This window comes from Klebsiella sp. HN106 (genome assembly GCF_051209435.1).
Taxonomy (GTDB): Bacteria; Pseudomonadota; Gammaproteobacteria; order Enterobacterales; family Enterobacteriaceae; genus Klebsiella; species Klebsiella oxytoca.
In genome coordinates this window covers 46,848-64,601 of the sequence record NZ_JBLURD010000015.1, presented here as the reverse complement: position 1 = coordinate 64,601, position 17,754 = coordinate 46,848, and the positions used below count along the sequence as shown (strand labels likewise).

Below are 17,754 nucleotides of genomic sequence, written 5' to 3'. Positions count from 1 at the left end.
TTTATGTTTAGTAATGGCGCGACGACTGGCGCCATCGGTCCCTTTTAATAAAAAAATAGGTATATTTATGTCTGCTACCGCAATGGAAAGGCCGAGCGCTTATGAAAAGCTGGGGCTGAGGGAGAAGATCGGCTACGGCATGGGTGACGCCGGATCAGGAATGATATGGAGCGTGCTCGCACTGTATCTGACATGGTTTTATACCGACGTGTATGGCTTAAGTGCCGGAGTTGTGGGGACCTTATTCCTGGTTATCCGTATCTTTGACGCTTTTAGCGATCCGCTGATGGGGGCCATCTGCGACCGCACCGTGACCCGTTGGGGTAAGTTCCGCCCATGGTTATTATGGATGGCGTTTCCGTTTGGGCTGGGTGCGGTGCTGATGTTCACTACGCCAGAGCTAAGCATGAATGGCAAGATTATCTATGCCTGGGTCACCTATTTAATGATGTCGCTGATTTATACCGCGATCAATATTCCCTATTGCTCGGTCGGCGGCGTGATTACTCTCAATCAGAAAGAGCGTATGGGCTGCCTGTCATGGCGTTTTTTCCTTAACGGGCTGGCAACGTTAATTATCTCCTCATCTATTTTGCCGTTAACGGACTGGCTGGGTAATGGCGACCGCGCCTCCGGTTTCCAGCTGACGATGATGATTATGGGCGGTGCGGCAACCCTGATGTTCCTCTTCTGCTTTTCCAGCATAAAAGAGCGCGTGGTGTCGGTTAAGGAAAACGAGTCATTAAAGAAAGACCTGCGGGATATTATCAAGAACGATCAGTGGCTATTGATGATCTCTATAACCTTTCTAAATGTTTTCCCGGCCTTCATCCGCGGCGGCGTCACCATTTATTATGCTACCTATGTGATGAAGGCCTCTGTCGGATTTATCACATTGTTTATGGCGCTGGGCGTGGCCTGTAATATGCTGGGCAGCGTGCTTGCCAAACCGCTGACCGATCGCTTTGATAAACTCGCGCTGTTCCGCATTATTAATATTATTCTCGGTGTTCTGTCATTTGCGCTGTGGTTTATCGATCCGCAATCCCTGACCCCGCTGATGGCGTTATTCATCATTATTAACGTTCTGCATTTAATTCAGTCAGGCCCGATTCTGTGGGCGATGATGTCCGACGTTGATGACTACGGTGACTGGAAGTTCGGCAAGCGCCTGACCGGTATCTCCTTCGCGGGTAACCTTTTTATGCTGAAAATGGGTTTGGCGGTGGCCGGCGCTATCGTTGCGTGGATTCTGGCGTTTACCGGCTATGTCGCTAATGAGCCGCAGCAAAATGCGCAGACCATTCAGGGCATCATCATGATGTTCTCACTACTGCCGATGGTGAGCTATTTCATCAGCGCGTATCTGGTGCGCTACTTCAAGCTGAATAACGCGTTCCTTGAAAAAATCAAAGCCGATCTTGCAAAACGTGAACTGGAAAAAGGACGCGATTAATCGCCAGCGGATCAGGCTATCCGTATTATTTATCATTAAATATCAGTGTTAATCAAAACAGTTTTTTTTAATTGATTTTCTGTTCATAGCAGAGGAGGTTCTTCATGACGCATAATAATTATTATGACGTGACGCAGTGGCATATCGGTAATCCGTATAAGGATATCGGCGAAGTTATCAACAGTATTATTCTCGATATTAAAAATCGGCAAACCGCAACCGACATGAATAATGGTGGAAAACCCGGCGCCGCTATCTATATCCCGCCCGGCGATTATTATCTGACGACTCAGGTTTTGATTGATATCAGTTATTTAAAAATAATGGGCGCCGGACACGGGTTTGTCTCTTCAAGTATTCGCTTTAATACGCCGGCTGACGAGTGGGCGAATTTGCATGATATATGGCCGGGTGGCAGCCGTATCCTGGTCGATCTTTGCCCGCAGCCCGGTGATGAAGAACACGCTGGCGCTGCATTTTACGTGAAACGCAGCGGAGCACCGCGAATAAGTTCAGTGGCGTTTGAAAACTTCTGTATTGATGGCTTGCATTTTATTGATGATGGGCTGGGAAACAACGATCCGGAAAATAGCTATATTAACGGCAAAACCGGGATTTATATCGCCAGCGCTCAGGATGCTTTCCGGATTACCGGCATGGGATTTATCTATCTTGAGCATGGTCTCACGACGTACAATAGTGATGCTATGGCGATCCATAATAACTTTATCGCCGAATGCGGCAACTGCATCGAGCTTCGTGGCGCTGGACAGGCTTCTAAAATAACCGATAACCTGATTGGCGCAGGCTATAAAGGCTATTCGATTTATGCCCAAAACTTTGGTGGGTTATTAATTTCTGGCAATAATATCTTTCCGCGTGGCGCCAGCAGCGTTCATTTATCTGGCGTTGTTCGTTCTACCGTGACCGGTAATCGGTTGCACTCATTTTATCCAGGGATGTTGGTACTGGAGAATAACAGTGCGGAGAATCTCATCGCGGCCAATCATTTTTTCCGCGATCGCGAACCCTGGCCGCCGATGCAGACCTATGACAACGGCCTGGATGATGCCTATGGTCTGCTGCATATCAATGGTAGTCATAATTCGTTGATTGCCAATCATATTTCCGAAACGATTGATATCCAGTATCTCAAGCCGCTGGGAATAAAACCGGTCATCATCCGGCTGGTTTCCGGGAAAGGGAATTATATTGCCAATAACCATATCGTGGCGACCACGGAGACGTCAGCGGCGCAGGCGCAGCCCTCCGAAGAGGATGCCTGCTTTGCGGCGCAGGTCAGCGCTTTGCTGACGACGGCCAGGTTAAAGGAGCTTGATGCGGTTGCCGTGCAGGTAGAAAAAGAATCCGCGCAAAACACGATACTGGATAGCGGAAGCGACGATCGGGTGCTGATGGACAGGGCGGTAAACGCCTTCAGGGCCACGCCCGTTCCCGGAACGATGTAACGCTCTTAGATCTGAAGCGGTGGCCCCGCTAAATGCAGCGGGGCCGTCATGGATTTAATCGAGATAAAACACCTCTTTGAGCTCCGCGCTTACCGGACTGTTGTCCGGATTGGCCGGCATAACATCGCGCATATGCTGCCACCAGCGCTGACACACCTCGGTCCCGGCGACGGCGTTCCAGCGCGCTTCGGATTCAATCTCCACCGTGGCGAACAGCAGATGGCGCTCTTTATCGAGATAAATCGCGTAATGGTGCGCGCCGTGGGCTTTCAGCACCGCTTCCAGCTCCGGCCAGATGGGATTATGGCGGCGCTGATACTCTTCATGCGCGTCCGGGTTTACCTGCATCACGAAAGCTTTGCGGATCATAATGCCTCCAGATACAGGTCGCGGACTTCGTCGCGGCTGGCGGTGCGCGGGTTGCACGGCGCGCACGGGTCGGCCAGCGCTTTGTCCAGCCAGCCTTCGATATCGGCTTTGCTGACGCCAAGCTGGCTGAAGCCTTGCGGAATGCCGACGCGTTTGCTCAGCGCGCGGATGGCGTTGATGGCCTCCATGCTGGCCGCTTCATCGCTCATACCGCGGGTATCGACGCCCATCGCCTGCGCCACGCGCGCGAAGCGGGCAACCGCGTTCGGCCGGTTAAAGTTTTCGATGATCGGCAGCAGGATGGCGTTGCACACGCCGTGCGGCAGGTTGTGGGTGGCGCCCGGCTGATGGGCCAGCGCGTGCACCAGGCCGAGACCGGCGCTGTTAAACGCCATGCCCGCCAGATACTGGCCAAACGCCATCTGCTCGCGGGCTTCAAGGTTATGTCCGTCGTCCACGGCTATCGGCAGCCACAGGTTGATCAGGCGAATCGCCTCCAGGGCGTTGGCATCGGTCAACGGATGCGCGCCAACGGACACGAAGGCTTCAATGGCGTGGGTCAGCGCGTCCATGCCGGTGGCGGCGGTAATGGATGGCGGGATATCCAGCATCACGCTGGCGTCATCGACGGCGATATCGGGAATGATATTGGGGTCGATAATTACCTCTTTTACCTGGCGCTCGGCGTCGATAATAACCGCATTGCTGGTCATCTCCGCCGCGGTGCCGGCGGTCGTGTTGATGGCCACCAGCGGCACGCCGGCGTTTTTCACTTTGCCGACGCCGGAATAGGCGGTCGATGGCCCCGGGTTGGCGGTAAGGATTTTGACCGCTTTGGCGGTATCAATCGGGCTGCCGCCGCCGAAGGCGATAAGGTAATCGCACCCGGCATCGCAATACGCCGCGTAGCCTTTTTGCACCAGCGCCTCGGTGGGGTTAGGGAACACCTCGTCAAACAGATGGTAAGCCATCTGCTGTTCATCCATGGCGGCGAACAGGCTGTCGAGCAGCCCCAGCTTCACCAGCTGGCCGTCGGTGACGATCAGCGCTTTGCCCCAGCGTTTACCCGCCACCAGCTTGACCATATCGCCGATTGCGCCCGCGCCGTGGAGGCTGATTTTGGGCAGTGCCAACATAAAACTCATGATAATTCTCCTTAATATTGATTTTGGGAAATCCGTTTCCCCTCACCCGCCCCGGGTCGCGGCTGGCGCCTTACCCGGGCTACATGTACCGGTCAGATTAGGGTGAAGGGGAAATTAAATTCGTCTTCGCTGCATCATCCGCCGGGTAATAATCGGCAGCGAGATCACCACGATCAGCATCGCGCCGATGATGATCGACATTACGATCCCCGGCACGTTGAGCAGGCTCAGGCCAAACGTCACCAGCCCCATCAGGAAAGCGGCGATAATCACCCCCACCATGCTGCCGGAGCCGCCGAGAATATTGACGCCGCCGAGCACCGCCATCGTGACGACCGCCAGCTCCCAGCCCATCGCCAGCGTCGGGCGGGTGCTGCCGAGCCTCGAGGTCAGCAGGACCGCCGCCAGCCCGGCCATCAGCCCGACCAGCGCGAACAGCGCCAGATTGTGGCGCTTGACGTTGATCCCGGAGAACCAGGCTCCGGTCGGGTTATTGCCGATGGCGTAGGTCCGGCGGCCAAAGTTGGTTTTATGCAGCAGGAAGGTAAAGGCGGCGGCGAGGAGGATAAACAGCGCGAACTCAAAAGAGAGCGCCCCCCACACGTAGCCCTGGCCGAACCAGGCGAAGCTCTCCGGGTAGTGATTGAGCGCCTTGTCGCCGAGCAGAATGTAGGTTATCCCGCGATACAGGCTCATGGTGCCGATGGTGATGACGATCGACGACAGGTTAAAGCGCGTCACCAGGATACCGTTGAACAGGCCGCACAGCAGCCCCACGCCCAGCCCGACGGCCACCAGCAGCGGCGTATCCATACCCGCTGCCGCGCAGAAGCCCATCGCCGTTGAGCTCAGCGCCATCGTCGATGCCACCGAAAGATCGATCTCTCTGGCGATAATCAGCATCGCCATCGGCAACACGATGATCGCTTTTTCGGTGAAGTTAAACGTGGCGTCCGACAGGTTCCAGATATTAAGGAACCAGGGCGACGCCAGGGCGTTAACCACGAATACCGCCAGGGTCACCGCCAGCAGAAAACCCTCCCAGCACAGTAGACGGCGCAGCGGCGACGGCGTGGCCGGGGCGCTTTTCATCTCTTCAGACATCATTATTTTGCTCATGATTTCACCGCCTGTTTCTGCCGCGCCAGCGCCGCGTTGCGCAGGATTAACCGCCCGTGGGTCTTATTGCCGCGCTCGTTAAGCAGCACCGCAATGACGATCACCGCGCCGGAAATGGCCATTTGCCAGAACGGCGAAATACCAATCACCGGCAGCGCGTTATTGATAACGCCGAGGAACAGCGCGCCGCACAGGCAGCCGAACACGCGACCGGTGCCGCCCATGGTGCTGATGCCGCCGATGACGCAGGCGGCGACCACCTGCAGTTCAAAACCGTTGGCGACATCGACATAGGCGACGGCGAAGCGCGAGATCCACAGATAGCCGCAGAACCCGGCCAGCGCGCCGGAGAGGCAGAAGCTGACAAACTGCATTTTCCCGGCGTTAATCCCGGTGTAGTACGCCGCCGTCGCGTTGCCGCCCGCGGTGTACAAAGCCCGGCCGGTGCGGCTGTAGCGCAGGAAATAGCCTACCAGCAGCAGCGCGGCGATGGCGCACCAGCTCAGCAGCGGCATTCCCAGCAGCGAGGCGCGCGGCAGGCCGAGAAAATCGGCGCTCATCTGGTGCGAGTTAACCCAGCTACCCTCGGAAAGCAGAAAGATAATCCCGCGATAAATACTCATGGTGCCCAGCGTGACCACGATGGCCGGAATACCGAGCCGCCAGACCAGCAGGCCGTTAATCATCCCCATCAGCAGACCAAGCAGGGTCGCCAGCGCCAGCAGCGCCGTCACCGGGATACCCGGATAGTGGGCGTTGAGCAGAGCGACGATCATTCCGGTCAGCGCCAGATTGGCGGCCATCGACAGATCGATGCCTTTGGTGAGCAGCACCATCATCTGCCCGAGGGCGAGGATGATCAGAATGGCGGTGTCGTTAAACATCTCCACCAGATTGCCCGGCGAGACGAACGACGGCGCCCGGCTGCCGATAGCGCCGATCATCAAAATGATCACCGCCGCCAGCAGCGCTTCGCGGTGTTTAAGCAGCTGTTTGCCCATTACGCTGCCTCCTGATTCACGCCGCTGGCGGCGCTGACGATGGTTTCCGCCGTCGCTTCACCGGCGCGATACTCGGCCACCATCAGCCCCTCGTGCATCACGATAATCCGGTCGGCCATACCCATCACTTCCGGCAGCTCCGAAGAGACCATAATGACCGCCAACCCCTGGCTGACCAGTTCGGACATAAACTGGTGCACCGCCGCTTTGGAACCGATATCGATGCCTTTGGTCGGTTCGTCGAGGATAATCACCTCGGGATGGGTCGCCAGCCATTTGCCGATCACCACTTTTTGCTGATTGCCGCCGGAAAGGGTTTCCACCGCCTGCCGCCAGCTAAAAGCTTTGACCTGTAAGCGCGAAGCGTACTCATCCGCCAGCCGCCATTCGCGGGCGTCGTTCAGTACGCCGTTGGGGTTGAGTTTGCTGAGCAGCGGCAGGCTGATGTTCTGGGCGATCGGCAGGGCGATAATCGCCCCTTGTTTCTGCCGCTCTTCCGGCACGCAGACGATACCGGCGTTGATGGCGTCGACCGGCTGGCGAAAGCGCATCGCTTTGCCCTTCAGTACGATGTTGCCGGAGGAGGGGGTCGAGACCCCGGAGAGCGCCTGCATCAGCTCGGTGCGCCCGGCGCCCACCAGGCCGTAAAAGCCAAGAATCTCCCCTTTGCGCAGGCTGAAATTGATATGGGCAAACTCGGTGGGGTGACAGAGGTCTTGCACCTCCAGCACCGTTTCCCCTGGGGTACAGTCAACTTTCGGGTAGGTTTGGGTAATCGCGCGGCCCACCATCATCGCCACCATCCGCTCTTCGGTGATGTCGTTTATCGCTCCGGAGCTGACGTAAACGCCGTCGCGCAGAATGGTGTAGTAGTCCGCCAGCTCGAAAATCTCATCAAACTTATGCGAGATAAAAAGAATCGCTTTGCCGTCCTGCTTCAGGCGCTCAACGATTTGATAAAACTCCAGAATTTCATGCTGTGAGAGCGCGGCAGTCGGCTCATCGAGGATCACCACCTGGGCTTCAAAGGAGAGCGCCCGGGCGATGGCCACCATATGGCGCTGGGCGATGCTGAGGGTTTTCAACGTCGCGCGCGGGTCAATCTGCACCTCCAGGCGGGTGAGAATCTCGCTGGCTTTGCGGTACATGGCGGGCCAGTCGAGCCTCTTCAGCAGACCGCGATGCAGATACTGGCCGACGAAAATATTTTCAGTGACCGACAGCTCGTCGAACAGCACGGTTTCCTGATGAATGGCGGTGATCCCGACCTTGTGCGCTGACTCCGGGGTCGGCAGCTGGATAGGGATCGCTTTATAGAGAATCTCGCCCTCTTCGGGCTGATAAATACCGGTCATCACTTTGACCAGCGTGGATTTGCCCGCGCCGTTTTCGCCGATTAAGGCGGTGACTTTGCCGGGCCAGAGATCGAGCTGTACGTTCTCAAGTGCGCGCACGCCGGGGAAAACCTTGGTGATGCCCTTAAGCGACAGCAGTGGGGTGGATGCTGACATGATAGTTCTCCGTAAAATCACCCTAACCCTCTCCCCAAAGGGGCGAGGGAACCGCTCAGAGCTCTCTGCCAACATTGCGCAGAGGGCCTGGCTTTCTCCCTCTCCCTTCGGGAGCGGGCCGGGGTGAGGAAGCAGGGTTAGAAAATCTTCGAGAACTTATCGATATTGCTCGCATCGTAGACGAACGGTTCGGCCATCGCGCCGCTACCGTCGGCGTCGAGCTTCACTTTGCCCAGCTTGCCCATATTGGCTTCGGTTTTGGTCGCCGTGCCTTTGACTAAATCGTCGGCCAGATACGTGGCGGCATAGCCAAGGTCGATCGGATTCCAGATAGCAAAGCTTTTGCTGGCGCCGGACTTAATCGCCCCCGCCATTTCCGATGGCAACCCCAGGCCAGTCACGTAGACCTTGCCGATTTTGCCCTGATCTTTCACCGCCTGCGCGGCGGCAACGATCCCCACCGACGAAGGCGAAACAATTACTTTCAGGTCAGGATATGACTTCAGCAGGCCCACCGCTTCGCGGTAGCTTTTATCCGACAGATCGTCACCGTAGGCGACGGTCACCAGATTGACGGACGGATACTGCGGCAGCACCTTTTTCATCTCCTCAATCCAGATGTTCTGGTTGGTGGAGGTTGGGGTAGCGCTTAAAATCGCCACCTCGCCTTTTTCCACGTTCAGCGCCTTCAGCGCATCGGCGGCGAGCTTAACGTTGGTTTCGCCAATCAAGGCGTTATTGGACGGATTAAGATGGATCTGGCGTCCCGCCGGCGCGACGCCGGAGTCCCAGGAGACCACCTTAATGCCGCGCTGCATCGCTTTCTTCAGCACCGGCACCACGGCATCGGGATCGTTAGCGGAAATGGCGATCGCATCCACCCCTTGGGCGATCAAACCATTCAGCACTTCGATCTGTGCTTCGGCGGTGGTGGTGGTCGGGCCGGTATAGATCACGTTGACATCGCCTAACTCTTTGGCCGCTTCCTGCGCGCCGACGTTCGCTGCTTCGAAGAATCCATTTCCCAATGATTTCGCCACGAGGGCGATTTTGACTTCGGCTAAAGCGGAACCGGACAACGCCAGGATGGCAACGGTGAGGATCAAGCTTGTCTTTGTTTTCATTGCTTTTACTCCACAAGAGTCAGTTTGGTAGGGTTTGCAGGTGATGTTTCGCCCCGTCTCGATGAGCGGGGCGCGATGTTGTTATTGATAAAGGTCTAACGCGGACTGCATCGGTTGAACGTTGAAGCGTTTGCCAAGAGCGACCAGCTCTTCGCGGGTGATGGTTTGTTTCATCCCGCCCATTGAATAGACTTTCACCAGCACCTCAGCGGATTTCTCGGCGGTATCGATCAGGCCGAAGGTTTCATCCAGATTGGGGCCGCTACCAAAGACGCCGTGGAACGGCCACAGCACCAGCGAGTGTTTCTGCATCGCCTCAGCGGTGGCCTGGCCGATTTCGTCGGTGCCCGGCACCATCCACGGCAGAATGCCGACGCCGTCCGGGAAGACCACCAGGCATTCGGTGCTGCCTTCCCAGAGCTTACGGGTGAACAGATCGCTGTTGTTCTCCAGCACGTAGGTCAGGGCAATCAGGTTAGTGGCGTGGCAGTGCATGATCACCCGGTCTTTGCCGTTGGTCAGGCGGATGCGCTCGCTGTGCGACAGGAAGTGCGCCGGTAGCTCGGATGTCGGTACCGCATCGTTGGTCAGACCCCAAAGAATATGGTATCCCGCGCCGTCGCTGTCGACTTTCACCACGCCGAGGTTCGCCGCCGGGTCGAGCTGGACGTTACGGAAGAATTTACCGGAACCGGTGACGATAAACGGCTGGTTGGCCAGCGTTGGCATCGGCTGGCTCAGGGCGATATAGCGCGGTTTAGCGTGGAAATCCGCCGCGTAGGGTTCAATATCCGCTTCGTCGAGGCGCAGCGTCAGGTTGCCGCCGTTGCGCTCGTCCCAGCCTTTCAGCCAGGCGTCGGAAGTGGCTTTAATCATGCCCTGGACGAACCAGGCGTCGATAATGGTCTGCATAGTCTTGTCTTTCCTGTTGATTCGGCGCGGGGTTGGCCCCTCGCCCTGAATATGTGTGAGCCCCCGGATTGCGCCGTAAATGGCTTATCCGGGCTACCGGTTCGTAGCCCGGCTGCGTCCAGGGAAGTCCAGGCATTACCCGCGCTGGCTCAGAACCGTATTTTCATAAGCGCGTACGTTATCCAGCCACTGGCTGCCTGCCGGCGTATCGTGACGCTGACAGTACATTTCCCAGATGGCCTGCCACGGCAGGCACTTCTGCTCTTCCAGCAGCGCCAGACGGGCGGTGTAATCGCCGTCGAGCTCCAGCTGACGCAGCTGCTCGGTTGGTTCCAGCAGAGCGCGCAGCAGCGCTTTCTTCATATTGCGGGTACCAATCACCCACGCCGCGATGCGGTTGATCGAGGCGTCGAAGAAATCGAGACCGATATGCACGCGGTCGAACAGATCGTGGCGGATGATTTCGCTGGCGATGGCCTGGGTTTCATCATCCAGCAGCACCACGTGGTCGCTGTCCCAGCGTACCGGACGGCTTACGTGCAGCAGCAGACGCGGGATATAGAGCATGGCGGCGGAAATCTTATCGGAGATGACCTCCGTCGGATGGAAGTGGCCGGCATCCAGGCACAGGGCAGTCTGGCGGCTGGTGGCGTAGCCCATATAGAACTCATTGGAACCGACGGTGTAGCTTTCCGCGCCGATACCGAACAGTTTGCTCTCTACGGCGTCAATATGGTGCGCCGGGTCCAGCTTCTCGCTGATCACTTCATCAAGCGCGTTCAGCAGGCGCTGGCGCGGCGCGAAGCGGTCAACGGTAATATCCTTCATGCCGTCCGGGATCCAGATATTCATCACCGACGGCGTGCCCAGCTGCTCGCCGAAGTAAGCGGAAATGCGGCGGCTGGCCTTGCAGTGATCGATCCAGAACTGGCGGATTTCATCGTTGGCGTGCGACAGCGTAAAGCCATCAGCGCTCAGCGGATGCGAGAAGCAGGAGGGGTTAAAATCCAGCCCCAGCTTGTTGGCTTTCGCCCACTCAACCCAGTTTTTAAAGTGCTCTGGCTTAATTTCATTACGCGCTACCGGCGCGTCGGATTCCAGATAGAGGGCGTGCAGGTTCAGGCGTTTTGGCCCGGGGATCAGGCTCAACGCCTGCTCAAGGTCGGCGCGCAGCTCGCTGGCGTTACGCGCTTTCCCCGGGTAGTTGCCGGTGGCCTGAATACCGCCGGTCAGGCTTCCTTCCGGGTTTTCGAAACCGACGACGTCATCGCCTTGCCAGCAGTGCATGGAAACGGGCAGGCGGTCCAGCTGGCGCAAGGCCTCCTCGACATCCACGCCGACGCTGGCGTAGCGCTGTTTGGCAATTTCCCAGGCTTGTTCAAGTTGAGTGGTCATGCGCAAAGCTCCTTGGTCTGTTGTGGCTGAAACTGCGCGCTAAAGCGGGCAATTTCACTTTCATGATTGGGGGTAAAGGTGGTGAGGGCGTAGTTTTGCCGCACGACCTGACGGAATTCATCGACGTTGTGCAGCTCGTCCAGGGTCATCAGCTGAATGCCGATATTGCCCAGGGTGGAGGCCTCAACCGGGCCAGCGACCACGGTGATGCCGCAGGCGTCGGCGCAAAGCTGATTGAGCAGTTCGTTCTGGCAGCCGCCGCCGACAATATGCAGCTGGCTGAACGGCTGACCGCGCAGCGCCGCCAGTTCGTTAAGCACCCGAGCGTAGAGCAGCGCCAGGCTGTCGAAAATGCAGCGGGCCAGCTCGGCGTCGCCGGCAGGAACCGGCTGCCCGGATTCGCGGCAGGCGGCCTGGATTTCCGCGCTCATGTTGTCCGGGTTGATAAAGCGGTCATCGTTACAGTCGATAACGCAGCGGCAGGCCGGAAGCGCAGCGGTGCGTGCGATCAGCGCCGGCAGGTCGCTGACGTTTTGCTCCTTGAGCACCCGCTGCAGCAGCCAAAGACCCATAATATTTTTCAGTACCCGATAGCGGCCTTCGGCCCCGCCTTCGTTGGTGATATTGGCCTTTAGCGCCGCATCGCTGGTGCAGGGGGTTTTGCTTTCAAAGCCCATCAGCGACCAGGTGCCGGAAGAGAGATACGCGGCGTTTTTGCTGGCCAGCGGCGAGGCGATAACCGCGCTGGCGGTATCGTGACTGGCGACGGCGACCACCGGGATGTTATTGCCCTGCGGACATATCCAGTGGCCGATAACGTTGCCGGGGTGCGTCGGCGTACCGAACCATTCGCGCGGCGCGCCGCTCCAGTTCAGCAGCTCTTCATCCCAGTTATCGCTGTTAATGTTGACCAGTTGCGTGGTGGTGGCGTTGGTGTACTCCCAGTTCATGTTGCCAGTCAGGCGGAAGCTAAAGTAGTCCGGGATCAGCAGCGCATGCGCGGCCTGGCTGACCAGTTCCGGCTGTTGTTCAACCAGCGCGCGGAGCTGGTAAAGGGTGTTAAACGGCAGAAACTGAATGCCGCTGCGGCGGTAGATCTCCGCCCGGCCCAGCTGCTCTTCGGCATGGCGCATCAGCCCCTGGGTACGAGAATCGCGATAGGAAACCGGCAGGCCGACGCGCTGGCCCGCTTTATCCAGCAGGACATAATCCACGCCCCAGGTATCGATGCCGATGCTGTCGATCAGGATGCCCTGTTCGCAGACCTTCTCCAGACCGCGGCGAATTTCCCCTTCCAGGCTATCGAGATCCCAGCAGTCGAAACCATCCACCTTCTGCAGGCTATTGGTAAAACGGTGAATTTCACGCAGCGCCAGCGTTTGCTGCCCGGGTTGATAACCGGCGAGCATCACCCGCCCGCTGGAGGCGCCTAAATCAACGGCGACACAATGACGAAAACTCATGGGAAGATCCTTGTGAAAATCATTGCATGCAGTCTAAAAAAGTCGCCTCAGGCTCACCTTCTTGTTACTGACAGGGAAAATTGGCCGCTGGCAAGAAAGCAAAGGTGACCGTGAGAGAGGTCACAGTTTCGTTTTATCTGCGCTGGATGGAGGGATGTGATGTTGTCCGCAGTTCCCGATCTTTCCCGCCATTTCTTGAAAAAGCGGCAGGCTTTACGAATTTTGCGGTCAAAAATTGAAGGCCGGATCGCCGCCCCTTAATTACTATTTGCTCCACTGATTGATAACTTTTCTCATTTCGAGGAGCGGCTATGACTATGTTGCACAGTGTGGATTTCTTTAAGTCCGGCGTTTCAGCTGTCGCCATTGAGCCGCGGCTCCCGCAATCCGCTTTTCCTGAGCATCATCATGATTTTCATGAGATTGTTATTGTGGAGCACGGCACCGGGATTCACGTTTTCAACGGCCAGCCCTATACCATCAGCGGCGGATCGGTGTGCTTTATCCGCGATCACGATCGTCATCTCTACGAGCACACGGATAATTTATGCCTGACTAATGTGCTCTATCGCGCGCCGGACGCATTTCGCTTTTTGTCCGGCCTGAACGAACTGTTACCGCAGGAGCAGGAGGGGAACTATCTCTCACACTGGCGGGTGAATCAGAATGCATTGCAGCAGGTGCGGCAGATTGTGGAGCAGATGGAGAACGTTGGCGCGGATGCGGATATGCACGCCATCGCCAGCCGCGAGATTTTATTTATGCAGCTGCTGGTGCACCTGCGTAAAAGCAGCCTCGCCGAAGGCGCAGCCAACAATGACGCGCGGCTCAACCATTTAATGGCCTGGCTGGAAGATCATTTTGCCGAAGATATCTGCTGGGAAGAGGTGGCGGCGCGGTTTTCGCTCTCTTTGCGAACTCTGCATCGTCAGTTAAAACAGCAAACCGGACTGACGCCGCAGCGCTACCTGAATCGGGTGCGGTTGATGAAAGCGCGCCATCTGCTGCGCCACAGCGATGACAGCGTGACCGATATCGCCTATCGCTGCGGATTCGGCGACAGTAACCACTTTTCGACGCTTTTTCGCCGTGAATTTGACTGGTCTCCGCGCGATATTCGCCAGGGGCGCGACGCCATTCTTCAGTAACGGGAGAGCAGTCAACGTTTTAGCAGACATAAACGCGAATAATGAAACGTTATTTATGTTCGGAGTTGATGTCGTGGCAGGTCAGCTGATTCTTCGCAAAGATGAATTTTTTGCCTCCCCCGCTCAGGCGGTGGCGGTAGCGGATCGCTATCCGCAAAACGTCTTCGCCGAGCACACCCATGAGTTCTGCGAACTGGTGCTGGTGTGGCGGGGAAACGGCCTGCACGTTCTTAACGATCGCCCGTGGCGCATTACCCGCGGCGATCTGTTCTATATCCGCGCGGAAGATAAGCACTCCTACGCCTCGGTAAACGATCTCGTCCTGCAAAACGTCATTTATTGCCCGGATCGGCTGCGGCTTAACTTTGACTGGGCGGCGCACATTCCGGGCCTGTTCGGCACCCCGTGGGTTCCGCACTGGAGGATTGGCAGCAGCGGCATGGCCCAGGTCAGACAGGTGATTACCCAGCTGGAGCATGAGAGCAGCCGCAGTGATGCCCAGGCCAATAATATGGCCGAACTGCTGTTTGCGCAGCTGGTGCTTATTCTTCAGCGCTATCGCTACGCCACCGATAATCTGGCGGCAACTCAAAGCGAAGCGCTGCTCGATAAGCTGCTCACCGAGCTGGCGGGCAGCCTCAATCGTCCCTTCTTTCTTGACCGTTTTTGCGAGCGGGAAGGGTGCAGCGAGCGCGCGCTGCGCCAGCAGTTTCGTCAGCAGACGGGGATGACTATCAACCACTACCTGCGCCAGCTGCGTATTTGCCACGCGCAGTATCTGCTGCAGCATACCGAACGGCTGATTGGCGAAGTGGCGATGCAGTGCGGGTTTGAAGACAGTAATTACTTTTCGGTGGTGTTTAACCGCGAGATAGGCATGACGCCGGGGCAGTGGCGGCAGCGCAGTCGCGCCGCCGCCTGACGACGCTAGTTCGCCATTCCCAGACCGACGATATTGGCGGCGATGATAATCACCACGCAGCCGAGGCTGAGGACGCCCACAGGACGACGACCGGCGTTGTTCCACTCTTTGAGGATCAGGCCTACAAGCCCGCCGCACAGCACATAGAAGCTCATATGCAGCATCCAGCTCATGTAGTCGTACTGCGCCGGGATGCTGGCGTGGCCCCAGGCGTAGAAGAAGAACTGGAGATACCACATCAGGCCGCCTAACGCGGAAAGCAGGATATTGCTGATAATGAGCGGTTTTGCCAGCGAGAAGTCGGCTTTTATCGACAAATTCTTCACTTTTGCCAGCCGGATAAAGCAGAAGCCGAGGTTAACCAGCGCGCCGCCGCCCATGATCACCACATAGCTTGGCAGCGCGGTGTAAAGCGGGTCGACGCCGAGCGCGGCGGCGGCTTCGTGCATCGGCTTGGCGGCGTTCATGGCGAACGACATACCTGCGGAGAAGATGCCGCACATCACCGCCAGCAGCAGGCCCTTTTTCAGATTGAAGTCTTCGGCCTTGATGCCCATTTTGCGTTCTTTCAACTGGCCTGCCCGGGTGACGATGCCCACGCCAATCACCGCAACCAGCACGCCGAGCAGCGTCATCTGGCCGCCTTTAGTGTTAATGAGAACATCAAACTGACCATTGAGAATCGGGGTCATGAGCGTACCGACAATCAACGTAATACCAATGGCGATGCCGATCCCCATCGACATGCCGAGATAGCGCATCGTCAGGCCGTAGTTAATATTACCGATGCCCCACATGGCGCCGAACAGGAAAACGGGCAGAAGCGTGGAGGCGTTAAAAGAACCGTAATAGGCCCAGAAGTCGGGCAGCAGCATGGCGCTGATGGCCCAGGGGAGGATCAGCCAGGAGACGATCCCGCCGATTGACCACATTGTTTCCCAGGACCAATGTTTAACTTTCTTGAACGGGGCATAGAAACAGGCTGCACTGGCTGCACCTATCAAATGCCAAAAAATACCCATCGTAATCGCGTGATTCATTGATTTTATCCTCATCTATTTTTTATCGGATAAATCTTCTTCCGACCCGATGAGTGTAAAAATCGGTCAGTTTTTCCGCCTTTAAGCTGTTGCCACCAGAAGGCGGAACCTGGCAACCAAAAACTTAATTAGTTGTTCTGTATCACAAAACTACATCTATTCCCCCTTGTTATAACCTTATTAAAAATACGGCATTGATAAGCGTTTTCAATATCATTTAATTAACTATAATGAACCAACTGCTTACGCGGCATTAACACTTTCCGCCGCTCGACAATAATGGAGATGATTATGAGTTATACACTGCCTGCCCTGCCGTACGCTTATGACGCCCTGGAACCGCATTTTGACAAGCAGACGATGGAAATCCATCACACTAAACACCACCAGACCTACGTTAATAATGCCAACGCAGCGCTGGAAAGCCTGCCTGAATTCGCGAACCTGTCCGCAGAAGAGCTGATTACCAAACTGGATCAGCTGCCGGCAGACAAAAAAACCGTGCTGCGTAACAACGCCGGCGGCCACGCTAACCACAGCCTGTTCTGGAAAGGCCTGAAAACAGGTACCACCCTGCAGGGCGACCTGAAAGCGGCTATCGAGCGTGATTTCGGTTCCGTTGACAACTTTAAAGCGGAATTTGAAAAAGCGGCTGCTACCCGTTTCGGCTCCGGCTGGGCGTGGCTGGTGCTGAAAGGCGACAAGCTGGCGGTGGTTTCTACCGCTAACCAGGACTCCCCGCTGATGGGCGAAGCAATCTCCGGCGCTTCCGGCTTCCCGATTCTGGGCCTGGACGTATGGGAACACGCTTACTACCTGAAATTCCAGAACCGTCGTCCGGACTACATTAAAGCGTTCTGGGACGTGGTGAACTGGGACGAAGCCGCAGCGCGTTTTGCCGCCAAAAAATAAGGTTGCATTGTGCTGAGCGAGAAGCGAGTCTGATGACTCGCTTTTTTTATATCCGCAGCAAAGGAGCAGCGATGCACTATCCGGTGAATGTCTTTGTGGGCAAGGTAAGGGATTACGACGGCAGCCGTCCAAGCGCCATCGGTAAAATTCAGATCGACGGTGAACTGACCCTCGGCGATTTGGGGCTGGAGGGCGATGAGCAGGCGGAGAAGAAAATTCACGGCGGGCCGGACCGCGCGCTGTGCCACTATCCCCGTGAACACTATGCCCACTGGGCCCGTGAACTTCCGCAGCAGGCGGATCTTTTCTGCGCCCCGGCGTTTGGCGAAAATCTCTCGACCGAAGGGCTGACGGAAAAAAATGTCTATATTGGCGATATCTTCCGCTGGGGAGAGGCGCTGATTCAGGTGACGCAGCCGCGATCGCCGTGCTTCAAGCTTAACTACCATTTTGCCGTCAGCGACATGGCGCAGCTTATGCAGAATAGCGGCAAAACCGGCTGGCTGTATCGGGTAGTGGCGGGCGGACGAGTGTCCGGCGATGCGCCGCTGGCGCTGGTTTCCCGCCTCAGCGACGTTAGCGTTCACGAGGCGGGAGCTATTGCCTGGCAAATGCCGTTCGATGACGAACAGTATCACCGCCTGCTATCAGCGGCGGGGCTGTCGGTAAGCTGGAGCCGTACCATGCAGAAACGGCGCCTGAGCGGGAAGATCGAAAATAATTCGCGGAGATTGTGGGGGAAATAGCGCTTCCGTGCGCGTTCCCGGA

The 17,754-nt window shown here is 56.8% G+C and carries 16 protein-coding genes; 6 read left to right on the top strand and 10 right to left on the bottom strand.

The features are described from left to right. The first annotated feature begins 67 nt into the window (after nucleotides 1-67). The gene (locus tag ACSIPU_RS25110; protein ID WP_004107462.1) at nucleotides 68-1,456 is read left to right on the top strand and encodes a glycoside-pentoside-hexuronide (GPH):cation symporter; all 1,389 of its coding nucleotides are present in this window, start codon (nucleotides 68-70) and stop codon (nucleotides 1,454-1,456) included. A 104-nt stretch (nucleotides 1,457-1,560) separates the two neighbouring features. Continuing rightward, nucleotides 1,561-2,925 (top strand): NosD domain-containing protein, encoded by a 1,365-nt coding sequence (locus ACSIPU_RS25105; protein ID WP_004107464.1) that lies wholly within the window; start codon nucleotides 1,561-1,563, stop codon nucleotides 2,923-2,925. A 54-nt stretch (nucleotides 2,926-2,979) separates the two neighbouring features. Here the strand turns inward: ACSIPU_RS25105 and rhaM are convergent, their stop codons facing one another. From rhaM to rhaB, 9 genes are all read right to left on the bottom strand, one after another. Then, on the bottom strand, nucleotides 2,980-3,294 hold the full coding sequence (gene rhaM, locus ACSIPU_RS25100; RefSeq protein WP_004107466.1) for an L-rhamnose mutarotase: 315 nt from the start codon (nucleotides 3,292-3,294) through the stop codon (nucleotides 2,980-2,982). Next, nucleotides 3,291-4,439 carry a lactaldehyde reductase gene (fucO, locus tag ACSIPU_RS25095; RefSeq protein ID WP_032729187.1) on the bottom strand — a complete coding sequence of 383 codons (1,149 nt, stop codon included), beginning with the start codon at nucleotides 4,437-4,439 and terminating at the stop codon, nucleotides 3,291-3,293. The genes rhaM and fucO overlap by 4 nt, the downstream gene beginning before the upstream one ends. 114 nt (nucleotides 4,440-4,553) lie before the next feature. Beyond that, on the bottom strand, nucleotides 4,554-5,558 hold the full coding sequence (locus tag ACSIPU_RS25090) for an ABC transporter permease (RefSeq protein ID WP_032729188.1): 1,005 nt from the start codon (nucleotides 5,556-5,558) through the stop codon (nucleotides 4,554-4,556). Further along, complete coding sequence (locus ACSIPU_RS25085; RefSeq protein WP_032729189.1) at nucleotides 5,555-6,559, bottom strand: ABC transporter permease; 1,005 nt, start codon at nucleotides 6,557-6,559, stop codon at nucleotides 5,555-5,557. Before ACSIPU_RS25085 ends, ACSIPU_RS25090 begins: the two co-directional genes overlap by 4 nt. Next, a complete protein-coding gene (locus tag ACSIPU_RS25080) occupies nucleotides 6,559-8,070 on the bottom strand; it encodes a sugar ABC transporter ATP-binding protein (RefSeq protein WP_032729190.1) in 1,512 nt (503 codons plus the stop codon). Before ACSIPU_RS25080 ends, ACSIPU_RS25085 begins: the two co-directional genes overlap by 1 nt. Before the next feature lie 137 nt (nucleotides 8,071-8,207). Further along, nucleotides 8,208-9,194 (bottom strand): rhamnose ABC transporter substrate-binding protein, encoded by a 987-nt coding sequence (gene rhaS / locus ACSIPU_RS25075; protein WP_032729191.1) that lies wholly within the window; start codon nucleotides 9,192-9,194, stop codon nucleotides 8,208-8,210. Nucleotides 9,195-9,275: 81 nt separating this feature from the next. Then, nucleotides 9,276-10,106: a rhamnulose-1-phosphate aldolase gene (gene rhaD, locus ACSIPU_RS25070; protein WP_004107477.1), complete on the bottom strand. Its 831-nt coding sequence runs from the start codon at nucleotides 10,104-10,106 to the stop codon at nucleotides 9,276-9,278. A gap of 135 nt (nucleotides 10,107-10,241) precedes the next feature. Beyond that, entirely contained in the window at nucleotides 10,242-11,501 is a 1,260-nt protein-coding gene (gene rhaA / locus ACSIPU_RS25065) for an L-rhamnose isomerase (RefSeq protein WP_017145158.1), read from the bottom strand. Then, nucleotides 11,498-12,964 carry a rhamnulokinase gene (rhaB, locus tag ACSIPU_RS25060; protein WP_016809652.1) on the bottom strand — a complete coding sequence of 489 codons (1,467 nt, stop codon included), beginning with the start codon at nucleotides 12,962-12,964 and terminating at the stop codon, nucleotides 11,498-11,500. The genes rhaA and rhaB overlap by 4 nt, the downstream gene beginning before the upstream one ends. A gap of 311 nt (nucleotides 12,965-13,275) precedes the next feature. Here rhaB and rhaS (ACSIPU_RS25055) point away from each other — a divergent pair, with 311 nt between their 5' ends. After that, the gene (rhaS, locus tag ACSIPU_RS25055) at nucleotides 13,276-14,112 is read left to right on the top strand and encodes an HTH-type transcriptional activator RhaS (protein WP_004107487.1); all 837 of its coding nucleotides are present in this window, start codon (nucleotides 13,276-13,278) and stop codon (nucleotides 14,110-14,112) included. A gap of 73 nt (nucleotides 14,113-14,185) precedes the next feature. Further along, a complete protein-coding gene (gene rhaR, locus ACSIPU_RS25050) occupies nucleotides 14,186-15,034 on the top strand; it encodes an HTH-type transcriptional activator RhaR (RefSeq protein WP_023321846.1) in 849 nt (282 codons plus the stop codon). 5 nt (nucleotides 15,035-15,039) lie between these two features. Here the strand turns inward: rhaR and rhaT are convergent, their stop codons facing one another. Then, complete coding sequence (gene rhaT, locus ACSIPU_RS25045) at nucleotides 15,040-16,074, bottom strand: L-rhamnose/proton symporter RhaT (protein ID WP_004107493.1); 1,035 nt, start codon at nucleotides 16,072-16,074, stop codon at nucleotides 15,040-15,042. A gap of 291 nt (nucleotides 16,075-16,365) precedes the next feature. Here rhaT and sodA point away from each other — a divergent pair, with 291 nt between their 5' ends. Beyond that, nucleotides 16,366-16,986, top strand: a complete 621-nt coding sequence (gene sodA, locus ACSIPU_RS25040; RefSeq protein ID WP_004107495.1) for a superoxide dismutase [Mn] — start codon at nucleotides 16,366-16,368, stop codon at nucleotides 16,984-16,986. 71 nt (nucleotides 16,987-17,057) lie between these two features. Continuing rightward, complete coding sequence (gene yiiM / locus ACSIPU_RS25035) at nucleotides 17,058-17,732, top strand: 6-hydroxyaminopurine reductase (RefSeq protein WP_004107502.1); 675 nt, start codon at nucleotides 17,058-17,060, stop codon at nucleotides 17,730-17,732. Nucleotides 17,733-17,754 lie beyond the last annotated feature (22 nt).